Below are 13,303 nucleotides of genomic sequence, written 5' to 3'. Positions count from 1 at the left end.
AGGATGCGGAAACGCGCGACGATCTCGTTCGGCACCGGTCTCCACGAGGGGAGGGACCGGCGCCGAACGAGCGTCCTGGACGCGAAGCCTCCGCTACTTCCGGCCAATGGCCCGAGCGCCCGAAACCGGGTCGCCCCCGCCCGCGCCTCGCGACCGCGTCCACGCCCGCACACGGCCCCCGGCCCACTCGCTGCCCGGCGCCGACGCGTCCGCGCCCGGCGCCGCCGCGCGGTCACCGCGCCCCAACCGCCGTGCCACCAAAGCGAATTCCCGGCACAAAGGCCGAAAACAGCCGCCTCCTTTTTGTCGCCGTGACATACCGGCAGGTATTTGTCAGGTTACCGGGGTGAATCGTGGCCGGAACCTGATGGATTACCGCTCACCTGACGGATTTTTCAGACGCGCATTGGTCGCGGCTCCCGCTCCGGCACACGATCTAAAACCCGCAAGTTGTTCGGCGGCCCGGCTGTGCGAGGCCGGTGCGGCCCGGTACGTGTCGTACTTTCGCTCGTTGAGGGAGCACTGTGGCCATGAGCAATGCCGCCGTAGAATTCCAAGCCCGTCGTGTCCTGCAAATTACCGCTGTCATGGCCGGCGCCGCCGCGATAGCCCGCGGACTGGATGGTTCCTGAGATGGCGAAACCGTATGTGCTGACCGAGCTGACACATTCGGACTCCGCGTCCCCCGCCCACCCCTGTGACGTCGTGGTTCGCACCACGGAAGGACTTGTCGCCGGAACGCGGCATCCCGAATTCGCCGTGTTCCGCGGAGTTCCCTACGCCCGGCCCCCGTTGGGGGCGCTGCGGTTCTCCTCGCCGCTGCCACCGGTCGCCTGGGACGGAGTGCGCGACGCCAGACGGTTCGTGCCGCCTTTCCTCCAGCCCGGCGTGCCGGAGAGCCGTGAGGACGCCCTGTACGCCAATGTCTGGACGCCGGATGTGCGCGGATCCCGGCCGGTGCTGGTCTACGTCCACGGCGGCGGCTGGCAGATAGGCGGCGGTGAACTGGCGACGTACGACGGAGCCCGTCCCGCGGTGCGCGGTGATCTGGTGGTGGTGACGTTCAACTACCGGCTCGGCGCGTTTGGTTTTGGCCTACACGAGGATCTCACCGACCCGCGCACCGGCTCGTTCGCCAACTGGGGGCTGCAGGACCAGGTGGAGCTGCTGCGCTGGGTGCGGCGGAACGCCGCGGCCTTCGGCGGCGACCCCGGCAACGTCACGCTGAGCGGTACGTCGGCCGGTGGTGCCAGCGCCTGGCAGCTCGCGCTGCTGCCCCAGGTACGCCCGCTGATCCGCCGGATCGTCCCGCTCAGCCCCTGCCATGTCTGGCAGCCCGCCGTCGGGCTGACCGCCGAGGACTCGCGCACGGTCTACGCGGCCATCGCCCGGCGACTGGGCACCGACGTACGGGGGTTACGGCACGTGCCCGCGGGCGCGCTGCTCGACGCCTGGCAGCGGGTGTTCTCCGGCAGCCCGGCCACGCGCCTGGTGGCGAGCGGACGCGAGTACCGGGGACCGGTGCCGGACGGCCGGTGGATGCGCGGCTTCGACCACCAACTGCCCGCGCCCGACCTGCCGTCGTTGATCGTCTACACCCGCACCGAGGGCGCGTTCTTCACGGTCCCTGGCCTGTCCGCCCTTCCGGCGCCACCGGCGCCGCGCGACGAGCCGGAGCTGCGGGCGGCCGTGCGAAGGGTTCTGGAGAAGCGGACGCCCGACGTCAGCGACCGCCTGGTGGACGACTGTCTGACCGCCTACCGGCAGGCCGCCGCGGCCGAGGGGCTGCCGCGGGACCCGTTGTCCCTGTGGACCGGGATCTGGGGCGACGGGCTGTTCCGGTACCCGATCGTCCGGCTCGCCGAACGGGACGCCGGGGAGCGCCAACCGGCCCAGTACCTCATGGAGTTCGCGCATCCCACCCGGCCGCCCGCGTTCGGCACCCCGCACGAGGCCACGTCCAGGTTCCTGTTCGGCACCCACGGCATCGAGGAGAACGCCTGGGCCTACGGAGACGGTCCGTCCGAACGGCGGGTCTGCGACATGTTCATCGACCTCGTGGCCTCCTTCGCCCGCGACGGCGTACCGAGCGCCGCGGGCGTATCGGACTGGCCGGTCTTCCACCCCGGCCGCCCCACCACGTTGGTTCTCGGCGCCGACGGCACCGCCCAAGCCGACGGCCCCCGCCTGGCCCGGCTGGCCACCACCCCGTACCCGCGCTCACTGCGGTTCTGGGATGACGTCGGCTGGGTGCCAAGGCCCTGACGCGCCTGATGAGGCGCCCTGATACGCGCCGTTCCGGAGGAGGCCGTACCGGTTCGGTGTGGAGCTCTACGGGAGGCCCCCGCATCGCCTCGCGCGACAGGGGGCCGTGCCGGCGGCGCGGCGTCCGTGAAACGCCGCGCCACATAGCACCTCCGCCCTGCGAGACACCTCCGCTTGGGAGACACCAGGAGACACCAGTGGACAACGCTCTTGTCAGCATCCCATCGAGTATCGAATCAATCAGCATCGAATCCATCAGGTCCAAGACCGCCGTTCAGCAGCCCGACTGGTCGGGCGACCAACTCCAGTGGGTCACGGAAGAGTTGGCGACACGTCCGCCTTTGGTCAACGCGTCGGACGTACGCCGACTGCGCACCCTGCTGGCCAGCGTCGCCGCGGGCGAGGCCCGCGTGGTGCAGGCCGGTGACTGCGCGGAGGACCCGGCCGAGTGCACCGCGGGCTATGTCGCCCGCAAGGCGGGCCTGTTGGACGTGCTGGCCGGCGTGATGAAGATGATCACGCACCGGCCGGTGGTGCGCGCGGGCCGTATGGCCGGGCAGTTCGGCAAGCCCCGATCCAAACCCACCGAGCGGGTCGGCGGCCGTGAACTCCATGTCTACCGCGGCCACATGGTCAACAGCCCGGAACCCGACCCCTTTCTGAGAAGGCCCGACCCGCGGCGGCTGCTCGCCGGTTACGAGGCGGCCAGCGAGGCGATGACCCACCTCGGCTGGCTCAACCCGGCCCGCAGGTCAGGCATCTGCCCGCCGGTGTGGACCAGTCACGAGGCGCTGCTGCTGGACTACGAGATCCCGATGCTGCGCCAGGACGAGCACGGCCGCCAGTACCTCGCCTCGACGCACTGGCCGTGGATCGGCGAGCGCACCCGGCAGGTGGACGGCGCCCATGTCGCGCTGCTCGCCGAGGTGGCCAACCCGATCGCCTGCAAGGTCGGTCCCGGCATGTCGCCCGACGAACTGCTGGAGCTGTGCGAACGGCTCGACCCGTGGCGGGAGCGCGGACGGCTCACGCTGATCGCCCGGATGGGCGCCGAGGTCGTCGCCGAACGGCTGCCCCGGCTGGTCAAGGCGGTACGGGCGGCGGGCCATCCGGTGATCTGGCTCACCGACCCGATGCACGGCAACACCGTCACCGCCGCCGACGGTCTCAAGACCCGCTTCGTCGACACCGTGGTGCGCGAGGTGCGGGACTTCCAGTGCGCGGTGCGGTCGGCGGGCGGCATCGCGGGCGGGCTGCACCTGGAGACCACACCGGACGACGTCACCGAGTGCTGCGTCAACGAGTCCGGCATCGACCAGGTCGGCGACAAGTACACGAGCTTCTGCGACCCGCGGCTCAACCCGGGTCAGGCCATATCCGTGGTCTCGGCTTGGGCGGCCTGAGCCACCGGCACGACCGAGCCCACCACACAACTGCCGTTCTGGGAACGGCCGCAGGGAGGTCCACAGCAATGGAGAACAAGGTCGCCCTTGTCACAGGGGCAGCGGGCGGAATCGGTACGGCCGTGGTCCGTGCGCTGGGCGAGCGCGGCGCCGCGGTGGCCGCCGTCGACCGGGACGCCGACGGGCTGCGGGACGTCGTGGAGAAGCTGACCGCCGACGGCCTGCGGGTCGCCGCGTTCCCCGCCGACGTCACCGACAGCGCCCAGGTCGACGCCGTGGTCGAAGCGGTGGAGGCACGGCTGGGTCCGGTGGAGTACCTGGTCAACGCCGCAGGAGTGCTGCGCCTCGGCGAGGTCAGGGACTTCAGCGACGAGGACTGGTCCACCACCTTCGGGGTCAATGTGAACGGCGTGTTCCATCTGTCCCGGGCGGTGGTCAACCGCATGGCACCGCGGATGCGCGGCGCGATCGTCACCGTGGCGTCCAACGCCGCCGGGACGCCGCGTACCGAGATGGCCGCCTATGCCGCCTCCAAGGCGGCGGCCTCGATGTTCACCAAGAGCCTCGGCCTGGAGGTCGCCAGGTTCGGTATCCGGTGCAACGTCGTGGCCCCCGGGTCCACCGACACACCCATGCTCAGCTCGATGTGGCACGACGAGTCAGGACCCTCCGGAACCATCGAGGGCCGCCCCGACGCGTTCCGGGTGGGCATCCCGCTGGGCCGGCTGGCCCGCCCGTCCAACGTCGCCGACGCCGTTGTGTTCCTGCTGTCCGACCAGGCAGCGCATATCACCTTGCACGTCCTCACGGTCGACGGCGGCGCGGGACTCGGCGCTTAGGCCTGTCCGGCGGATCGTGAGCCGTGGGTCGCGGCAGTGGCATGGCCGCCGGTCCACATCCTGGTGGCCGTTCGCCGTCGCGGCGGGAGTCGTCACCCCCGCGACGGCGACACGGACCCGTACGGCGCGGACCGGCGGCGCCGCGGCGTCCTTCAGGCGCTCGCCCCTCCGGCCGCGGGTACTCACGGCGGCGCCGCCGTGAGCCGATCCGCCGCATGCTCCAGCTCGCACACCACCACAGCGACTTCAGAAACGAGAGAACGCCATGGCAGGCATACCCGCCATCGACCCCTATCCGATGCCCACCGCGGCCCAACTGCCCGCCAGCACCGCCGAGTGGACGGTCGACCCGGACCGCGCGGTGCTGCTCATCCACGACATGCAGCGTTACTTCCTCAAGCCCTTTCCCGACGACCTGCGGCATGAACTGGTGCGCAACCTGGCCCGGTTGCGGGAGCGGGCCACCGCCCTCGGCATGCCGGTGGCCTATACGGCGCAGCCCGGCGGCATGACCGAGGAACAGCGCGGTCTGCTCAAGGACTTCTGGGGGCCCGGCATGCGCACCTCGCCCACCGACCGGGAGGTGGTGGACGCGCTCGCCCCCGCACCGGGCGACTGGGTGTTCACCAAGTGGCGCTACAGCGCCTTCTTCCAGTCCGGGCTGCTGGAGCGGATGCGCGCCCATGACCGCGACCAGTTGGTGATCGGCGGGGTGTACGCGCACGTCGGAGTGCTGATGACGGCGGTGGAGGCGTTCACCAACGACATCCAGCCGTTCCTGGTCGCCGACGCGGTTGGCGACTTCTCGCCCGAGTACCACCGGCTGGCGGTGGAGTACGCGGCGCGGCGCTGCGCCGTGGTCACCACCGCCGATGCGGTCATCGGCCAACTGGACCGCGGAGCCGACCGGTTCGCCCACGCGCTGCGCGGGGCCGCCGTATGAGCGCCGCCGAGGAGCTGTTCCAACAGGTGCTGGCGCCGACCCCACCGCCGTTCGCGGTGCTGCACCGGCCGGAGTCGACCGGCCCGGAGGCGCTGGAGGTTCTGCTCGGCGAGGTGTCCACCCCGGACACGCTGGCCGCGATACCGCTGTCCGACGGTCCGACCGGCGCCCCGCGCCACGAGGTGCTGGCGATCGTCCCCTACCGGCAGATCGCGGAGCGCGGCTTCACCTCCGCCGACGACGGATCACCGCTGATCGCGATGACCGTCACCGGCCAGGCGACCGTCCCGTCCAGGGAACTGCTGGACCGGATCCCCGACCTGCCGATCCGGCTGGACGGCGGGGACTTCGACGTGGACGACGAGGCGTACGCCGACATCGTCCGCCGGGTGATCGCCGACGAGATCGGCACGGGGGAGGGCGCGAACTTCGTCATCAAGCGCTCGTTCGTCGCCGACATCTCCGACTTCACCCCGCGCAGCGCGCTGGTCTTCTTCCGCCGGCTGCTGGAGCGGGAGTCGGGGGCGTACTGGACGTTCATCGTGCACACCGGCACCAGGACGTTCGTCGGCGCCACACCCGAGCGGCACATCAGCGTGCGCGGCGGTACCGCCGTGATGAACCCGATCAGCGGCACCTACCGCTATCCGCCGTCCGGGCCGACCCTGCCGGAGGTGATGGACTTCCTCGCCGACCGCAAGGAGGCCGACGAGCTGTACATGGTGGTGGACGAGGAACTGAAGATGATGGCCCGGATCTGCGACGGCGGCGGCCGGGTGGTGGGCCCCTACCTGAAGGAGATGGCACGTCTCGCGCACACCGAGTACTTCATCGAGGGGCACACCACCAGTGACCCGCGGGACATCCTGCGGGAGACGATGTTCGCGCCCACCGTCACCGGTTCCCCGCTGGAGAGCGCCTGCCGGGTGATCGGCCGGTACGAGCCGCAGGGCCGCGGCTACTACAGCGGCGTGGCCGCGCTCATCGGCCGCGACGCGAACGGGGAGCGCACGCTGGACTCCGCCATCCTCATCCGCACCGCCGACATCGACGGCGGCGGCCGGATGCGGATCGGGGTCGGCGCGACACTGGTACGGCACTCCCACCCGGAGTCGGAGGTGGCCGAGACCCGGGCCAAGGCGGCCGGGCTGCTGGCGGCGCTGGAGTCGGGGCCGCGACGGTTCGGGCAACACCCCAGCGTGCTGGCGGCACTTGAGCGGCGCAACACCGGCATAGCCGACTTCTGGCTGGCGGACCGGGAGCAACGCGCCTGTCCAGCATCTCAGTTGGCGGGGCGGCGGGTGCTGGTGGTCGACGCGGAGGACACCTTCACGTCGATGATCGAGCAGCAACTTCGCTCCATGGGCCTTGAGGTGGCGGTACGGCGCTTCGACGAGCCGTACGCCTTCGACGGCCACGACCTGGTCGTGATGGGTCCCGGGCCGGGCGATCCACGGGAGGAGAACCACCCCAAGATCGCCCATCTGAGGTCTGCCACCGCCCAGTTGCTGGAGCGGCGGCGCCCGTTCCTGGCGGTCTGTCTGAGCCACCAGGTGCTCAGCCTGGCGCTCGGCTTCGACCTGGTGCGCCGGAGGGTGCCCAACCAGGGCGTGCAACGGGAGATCGACCTGTTCGGGCGGCCTGAACGGGTCGGCTTCTACAACACGTTCGCCGCCCGCAGCGACGCGGACCGGGTGGACTGCCCGGGCGTGGGAGAGGTGGAGGTCAGCCGGGATCCGCGCACCGGCGAGGTGCACGCGCTGCGCGGACCGCACTTCGCGTCCATGCAGTTCCACGCCGAGTCGGTGCTGACCCAGGACGGGCCGCGCATCGTCGGCACACTGCTCACCGAACTGGCGCTGGCCGCGGTACCGACCTGATGCCAGGGTGCCGCGGCGCCGCTCGGGCGCCGCGGCACGCACAGCGCATTCATGACGCAATCACCTTGGGCGGCGGGGCCGCCGCCACCGTACTTGACAAGGTAGGGGCACAGGCTTTGCCCGGTCTCTCCGGAACGCGGGACGATCGATTTCGCGGGCGGCCTGGAATCCCTTTCGCCTTCACAGAAGGACCAGCCTGCGGAAAACGAGGGGTCAACGATGATTACGACAGGGATAAACCGCGCCGCCCGGTCCACTTCCACCATCGGCATCGTGGGAACCGGTTCCTACCTACCGGCCCATGTGGTCACCAACGCGGAGGTCGGCGAACCGGCCGGGGTGACCGACGAATGGATTTTCGGCAAGACCGGAATACGCAACCGACGCCGTGCGAAGCCGGACGAGGCGACCTCCGACCTCGCGGTGATCGCCGGGCGGGCCGCTTTGGAGAGTGCCGGGATCAGTGCGGCGGACCTTTCGCTGGTCATCGTGGCGACCTCCACCCCGGATTCCCCGCAGCCGCCCACCGCGGCCATTGTGGCGGACGAGATCGGGGCCCGCCCCGGCACCGCCGCCTTCGACGTGAACGCGGTGTGCAGCAGTTTCCTGTTCGCGTTGACCACTGCCGAGGGCATCCTGCGCGGCACGGATTCCGAGTACGCGCTGGTGATCGGCGCGGACGTCTACTCGCGCATCCTCGACCCGGCCGACCGGCGCACCGCGATCCTCTTCGGGGACGGCGCCGGGGCGGTGGTGCTGGGCAGGTCCGGCGCCGGCGAGCTGCTGGCGGGCCGACTGGCCGGCTACGGCGCCGAGCGGGACCTGATCCAGGTCCCGGCGGGCGGCAGCCGTATCCCGCCCTCCGCCGAGACGGTGCGGGCCGGGCTGCACTACTTCGCCATGAACGGCCGCGGGGTCCGCGACTTCGTCGCCGAGACGGTGACCGAGGGCATCCGTGACTTCCTGGTGGACACCGGGGTCCCGGCGGCGGACCTCGCGCACTTCGTACCGCATCAGGCCAACGGGCGGATGCTCGAAGACCTCGCACAGCGGTTGGACATTCCCTTCGAGCGCACCCGCACCACGTTCGAAGAGCTGGGCAACACCGGAGCCGCGTCGGTTCCGATAACGCTCGATCATGCCGCCCGGGCGGGTGCCGTCGGCACCGGCGACCTGATCCTGCTGGCCGCGTTCGGCGGCGGCATGGCAATGGGCCTGACCCTGCTCAGGTGGTAGCGATCCCACCCTCAAGCGCACCGAAGAACCCGACCTGGTAAGGAGACGGCGATGCTGGACCAGACCCTGGTGGATGAATACCTCAGGCGCATCGGCGCGACGAAGCCGACGTCCGCCGATATTCATGCGCTGCGGCACCTTCAGGAACGCCAGGTGCTGACCGTGCCGTTCGAGAACCTCGACTACCACCTGGACGAGCCCATCTTCATGGACGAGCGGGTGCTGGAGAAGATCGTCCGCAAACGACGCGGCGGCGGCTGCTACGAGGTGAACCCGGCGCTGGCCTTCCTGCTGCGCTCGTTGGGCTTCACGGTCGACATCCTGCCGGGCCGGGTCTACCGGCCGGACGGACTGGGGCCGCTGCTCGGCCACCTGGCGCTGCGGGTGCAACTCGACGAGCCCTGGCTGGTGGACACCGGCTTCGGCCGCAACAGCCGGCATCCGCTGCCGCTGAACTCCCGTGAGGTGCAAAAGGATCCGCACGGCGACTACCAGCTGGTGGAGACCGAAAGCGGCGCCGTCGACGTGCTGCTGAACGGCAAGCCGCTCTACCAGCTGGAGCAACAGCCGGTCCGCATCGAGGACTTCGGCCCCAGCCTGTGGTGGTACCGCACCGCCCCCGACTCGTCGTTCCTCCAGGCGCTGTTCTGTTCCGTACGGACCGAGAACGGCCTGGTGACGCTGAAGGGCAACCAGCTGACCCGGGTGGACGGCGAGGAGCGCGCCAAGGAGGTGCTGCCCGACGACGCGGCGGTGCTTGAGGCGTACAAGAAGTACTTCGGTTTCGGTCTCGACAAGCTGCCGAGGGAACCGGTGGTCGAGGGCGGCACCACGGGCGTGCGGACGAGCTGAGGGCGGAGCCGAGATGACTGCGACATCCACGGGGGCCGGTCGGAAGGCGGCGGACCAGGACTTCGACGTCCTGGTCGTCGGCGCCGGCCCCACCGGTCTGCTGGCCGCCTGCGAACTGCTGCGGCGCGGGGTGCGGGTGCGGGTGGTCGACCGGGCGCCGGAGCCGATGCGGGCTCCCAAGGCGCTGTCGGTGTGGCCGCGCGCCCTCGACATCCTGGAGGACTGCGGGCTCCAGGACGCTGTGCGCCGCGAGTCGGTGCTGATCAACACGTTGAGCTACTTCTCCGAGCGGCGCCCGCTGGCCTCGTTCGGCCTGACCGAGGACACCGCCTGCCGGGTGCTGCCGCAGCATGTCACCGAGCGGCTGCTCACCGAGCGGCTGCACGCGCTCGGCGGCAAGGTCGAGCGCGGGGTGCGGCTGCTGGCCCTGGACGACGTGGACTTCTCCGGCCGCATCGAGGCCAGCGACGGTGTGACAGCCGTGCTGGAGTACGGCGACGGTGTGGTGGAGCGGGTGCGCGCACCGTTCGTGGTCGGTGCGGACGGCGCGGGCAGCGCGGTGCGCGGCCAGCTGGGCGTCGGCTTCCAGGGCACCACCTACGAGATGGCGTTCGCGCTGATCGACACCCGGATCGAGGGCCAACTTCCGGCCGACGAGTGCCGGTTCTACCAGGCGCCGACCGGTGCGCTGGTGATCGTGCCGATGCCGGGCGGTGTCTTCCGGTTCCTGTCGGTGATGCCGGAGGGCAGGCACGAGGTCAGCGCCGAGATGATGCAGGCGATCATCGACGAGCGCGGTCCGCGCGGGGTGCGGATCAGCGAGCCGGTGTGGCAGGCGGTGTTCCGGGTGCACGCCCGGCACGCCTCCGACTTCCAGCGCGGCCGGGTGTTCCTGGCCGGCGACGCGGCGCACGTGCACAGTCCGGCCGGTGGTCAGGGCATGAACAACGGGCTGCAGGACGCGCACAACCTCGGCTGGAAACTGGCCGCGGTGATCCGCGGCGAGTCGCCGAGTTCGCTGCTGGACAGCTACGGCGCGGAGCGCTCCGAGGCGACCCGGCAGATCGTGCGGGACACCGATCTGCAGACCCGGGCCTGGGTGGCCCATCATCCGGCGAAGGTATTGGCCCGTGACACCGCGTTCCGGTTGTTGGACCGTACGGGGGCGGTGACCAGGCTCTACGCTCCGGTGATGGCCGGGCGGCGGCTGGCGTACCCGCCGGTGCGGGAGACGCAGCGGCCCTCCGGCTGGTCCGGCTGCCGGGTGCGCAGGCGGGTGCCGGGCGCGCTGCGGATCGGCGCGGTGTTCCCGCGGCGGTTGGCGCTGGAGTTGGGCGTGTCGGGGCCGGGGGTGGATCCGCTGGGCTGGACGTTGGCGGTGCTGCCGCCGGCGGACGAGGCCGCCTGGCTGGCCGAGGTCGGCCATATCGCGGCGCGTTGGCCGAACGTACGGGTGGTGCGGCTGCCCCGGCGGGACGCCGCGGTGCAGGCGGACTGCCGCCGGGCCGGTTACTACCTGGTGCGGCCGGACGGACACATCGCCGCGCACGGCCATGAGGGCGATCTGAACCGGCTGGAGGCGGAGTTGGGATCGGCCCTCCGCAGAATCTCCACATAATCGCGGAACCGGCAATTGCGTGGCGCGCCGCAAGGCCTGATAGCGGCGCTCCAACTAGCCGGTGAATAAGGGGGGTTGGGGTTGCGGCACGCAATCTAGACATGTACCGTCTAGATTGTCCGGAAGGGTGGGGGTGTGAAATGGAAAATACCCAACGAGGCCTTACCTCCACTTGATTCTGGATGTCTGATGTCGCTGTCGACGCCCATTGGCGGCGTTTGGTACGGACCTCAATCGAACCTGCCGCAGGCGTGATTGGCGGCACCGCGAACACGGTCACAACCGCAACATCCAAGGTGTTAGTTTCAGTTTCCGATGTCGAGAGGGAAAGTCATGTCGAGTGACCGCATTCGCGTCGCGGTGATCATTGGCAGCGTTCGCAAGGGACGGCTCGGCCCGACCATCGCGAATTGGTTCACCGGCATCGCCGGACAGCGCGAGGACCTTCAGATAGACCTGGTCGACCTCGCCGACTACGACCTGCCCAACCGGCTCACCGACGAGCCCGGGCCCGAGCTCACCGAGAGCCTGGGCAAGGTCGGCCCGCGGCTGGCCGAGGCGGACGCCTTCGTCGTGGTCACCCCCGAGTACAACCACAGCTACCCCGGCTCGCTGAAGGCGCTGATCGACTGGCACACGGTGGAGTGGCACGCCAAGCCGGTCGGCTTCATCAGCTACGGCGGCCAGGCCGGTGGCATCCGGGCGGTGGAGCACCTGCGGCCGATCTTCTCCGAGGCGCACGCCATGACCATCCGGCAGACCGTCGTCTTCCACCAGCCGTGGGACCAGTTCGACGACAAGGGCGAGCTGCGGAACCCCACCGGCGCGGAGAACGCCGCCAAGGCGCTGCTGGACCAACTCGCCTGGTGGGCCGGGGCGTTGGTGGAGTGGAAGGCGCGGCACCCGTACAGCGGCTGACGTCCGACCGCTGGAGCGGTCTTCCGAGTGCCCTCGGCCGGGGCCCGCGCCGGGGGCGCCGCCCCCGGGATCCCGGGCGGGGGCGCGGGGATTCTTCCGGGGGCTTCGCGCCTGGCCGCCCCCGAGACAAGAGGAGTGGTGGTACTGCCATGAAGGACCCGGCGGCAGTGGCGAGTGGCGGCGATCTGCACCCGTTGATCGCCGAGGGCGTCTCGCCCTGGGTGGAAGGCGTCCACCGGAGCCTGATCGTCTCCGGCTGCCTGGCCCGCCTCATCAAGGACGCCGGGGTCAGAGGAGTCGTATGCGATCCGGGAACCCTCGCCGAAGCCGTGACCGGTGATCCCGTCTACCGGGACCAACTGGTGCGACTCGCCTACCGCGGCGCCACCGTCGGCGAGGCGCTGCGCGCGCTACAGGTGCACGACGCCCGCGAGGCGTGCGACGAGCTGAACGAGGTCTTCGAGAAGACCCAGGGCCATGACGGACAGGTCTCGGTGGACCTCGACCCGGGGCTGTGCCATGACGCGGCCGCCACCACCAGGGCGGCGGCCGAGCTGTGGCGGGCCCTGGACCGGCCCAACGCGCTGGTGAAGATCCCGGCCACCATCGAGGGGCTCGCCGCGATACGCGACTGTCTGGGCCGGGGGATCAGCGTGCACGCCACCGGGATCTTCTCGGTGGCGCGTTACCGTGAGACGGTCGACGCGTACTTCGACGGGATGGAGCGCGCCCTGGCCGAGGGCGAGCGGCTCTCCGCGATCGCCTCGCTGGCATCCTTCCCCGTCAGCTGGCTCGACACCGAGGTGGACGTCCGGCTGGACGAACTGCGCGGCCTGGACGAGCCGACCCGGGCCGCCGCTCGTACGATGCGCGGCACCGCGGCACTGACCAACGCCCGCCTGATGTACCAGGTCTACGAGGAGCGGCTGGGCAGCGAGCGGTGGCGCGCACTGCGCGCGGCAGGGGCCAGACCGCAGCGGCTGATGTGGTCCGACACCGCGGTGCGCGACCCCGAGCGGCCCGGCACCGGCTATGTGGACGGCATCGTCGCCTGGGGCACGGTCAGCGCCATGACGCTGCCCACCCTGGAGGCGGCGGTACACCACTGCGACCTGCGCGGCGACACGCTGATGGGCGAACAGGACAGCGCTAAGGCGGCGTTGGACGAACTGGAGCGGCTCGGCATCTCGTACGAGACGGTGGTCCGCAAGGCGGCGACGGACAGCGAGGCACGCCTCGCCGCCGCATGGCGCGCACTGCGCGAGGCGGTCGCGACCGGACTGCACATCTGACGCCCGGGCGGCCGGCGGGCGTTGGGAACGCGGTCGCCGGACGGGCTTCTGGGAAAG

General features: G+C 70.7%; 10 protein-coding genes. All 10 read left to right on the top strand.

The features are described 5' to 3' along the window. Positions 1–633 precede the first annotated feature (633 nt). Positions 634–2,265 carry a carboxylesterase family protein gene (locus tag O5O46_RS25440; RefSeq protein ID WP_269857893.1) on the top strand — a complete coding sequence of 544 codons (1,632 nt, stop codon included), beginning with the start codon at positions 634–636 and terminating at the stop codon, positions 2,263–2,265. Positions 2,266–2,504: 239 nt separating this feature from the next. Next, complete coding sequence (locus O5O46_RS25435; RefSeq protein ID WP_443072622.1) at positions 2,505–3,668, top strand: 3-deoxy-7-phosphoheptulonate synthase; 1,164 nt, start codon at positions 2,505–2,507, stop codon at positions 3,666–3,668. Between the two features lie 68 nt (positions 3,669–3,736). Then, positions 3,737–4,507 (top strand): 2,3-dihydro-2,3-dihydroxybenzoate dehydrogenase, encoded by a 771-nt coding sequence (locus tag O5O46_RS25430; RefSeq protein ID WP_269857892.1) that lies wholly within the window; start codon positions 3,737–3,739, stop codon positions 4,505–4,507. Between the two features lie 265 nt (positions 4,508–4,772). Next, positions 4,773–5,450 (top strand): isochorismatase family protein, encoded by a 678-nt coding sequence (locus O5O46_RS25425; RefSeq protein WP_269857891.1) that lies wholly within the window; start codon positions 4,773–4,775, stop codon positions 5,448–5,450. Next, complete coding sequence (locus O5O46_RS25420; RefSeq protein ID WP_269857890.1) at positions 5,447–7,330, top strand: anthranilate synthase family protein; 1,884 nt, start codon at positions 5,447–5,449, stop codon at positions 7,328–7,330. Before O5O46_RS25425 ends, O5O46_RS25420 begins: the two co-directional genes overlap by 4 nt. Positions 7,331–7,549: 219 nt before the next feature. Beyond that, positions 7,550–8,566: a 3-oxoacyl-ACP synthase III family protein gene (locus tag O5O46_RS25415; RefSeq protein ID WP_269857889.1), complete on the top strand. Its 1,017-nt coding sequence runs from the start codon at positions 7,550–7,552 to the stop codon at positions 8,564–8,566. 51 nt (positions 8,567–8,617) lie between these two features. Beyond that, on the top strand, positions 8,618–9,418 hold the full coding sequence (locus tag O5O46_RS25410) for an arylamine N-acetyltransferase family protein (protein ID WP_269857888.1): 801 nt from the start codon (positions 8,618–8,620) through the stop codon (positions 9,416–9,418). A gap of 13 nt (positions 9,419–9,431) precedes the next feature. After that, positions 9,432–11,036, top strand: coding sequence for an FAD-dependent monooxygenase (locus O5O46_RS25405; protein WP_269857887.1), 1,605 nt, complete (start codon positions 9,432–9,434; stop codon positions 11,034–11,036). A gap of 333 nt (positions 11,037–11,369) precedes the next feature. Further along, the gene (locus tag O5O46_RS25400) at positions 11,370–11,954 is read left to right on the top strand and encodes an NADPH-dependent FMN reductase (RefSeq protein ID WP_269857886.1); all 585 of its coding nucleotides are present in this window, start codon (positions 11,370–11,372) and stop codon (positions 11,952–11,954) included. A 149-nt stretch (positions 11,955–12,103) separates the two neighbouring features. Next, positions 12,104–13,246, top strand: a complete 1,143-nt coding sequence (gene tal, locus O5O46_RS25395) for a transaldolase (protein WP_269857885.1) — start codon at positions 12,104–12,106, stop codon at positions 13,244–13,246. The last annotated feature ends 57 nt before the right edge of the window (positions 13,247–13,303 follow it).

The organism is Streptomyces sp. RPT161, assembly GCF_027533845.1.
Taxonomy (GTDB): domain Bacteria; phylum Actinomycetota; class Actinomycetes; order Streptomycetales; family Streptomycetaceae; genus Streptantibioticus_A; species Streptantibioticus_A silvisoli_A.
This window is presented reverse-complemented; position numbering and strand designations above follow the sequence as displayed.

Bases quoted from the DNA above. Each gene is read 5' to 3' on its own strand.
- O5O46_RS25410 (WP_269857888.1), top strand. From the start codon at position 8,618: ATGCTGGACCAGACCCTGGTGGATGAATACCTCAGGCGCATCGGCGCG.
- O5O46_RS25425 (WP_269857891.1), top strand. From the start codon at position 4,773: ATGGCAGGCATACCCGCCATCGACCCCTATCCGATGCCCACCGCGGCC.
- O5O46_RS25400 (WP_269857886.1), top strand. From the start codon at position 11,370: ATGTCGAGTGACCGCATTCGCGTCGCGGTGATCATTGGCAGCGTTCGC.
- O5O46_RS25430 (WP_269857892.1), top strand. From the start codon at position 3,737: ATGGAGAACAAGGTCGCCCTTGTCACAGGGGCAGCGGGCGGAATCGGT.
- O5O46_RS25420 (WP_269857890.1), top strand. From the start codon at position 5,447: ATGAGCGCCGCCGAGGAGCTGTTCCAACAGGTGCTGGCGCCGACCCCA.
- O5O46_RS25440 (WP_269857893.1), top strand. From the start codon at position 634: ATGGCGAAACCGTATGTGCTGACCGAGCTGACACATTCGGACTCCGCG.
- O5O46_RS25405 (WP_269857887.1), top strand. From the start codon at position 9,432: ATGACTGCGACATCCACGGGGGCCGGTCGGAAGGCGGCGGACCAGGAC.
- O5O46_RS25415 (WP_269857889.1), top strand. From the start codon at position 7,550: ATGATTACGACAGGGATAAACCGCGCCGCCCGGTCCACTTCCACCATC.
- tal (WP_269857885.1), top strand. From the start codon at position 12,104: ATGAAGGACCCGGCGGCAGTGGCGAGTGGCGGCGATCTGCACCCGTTG.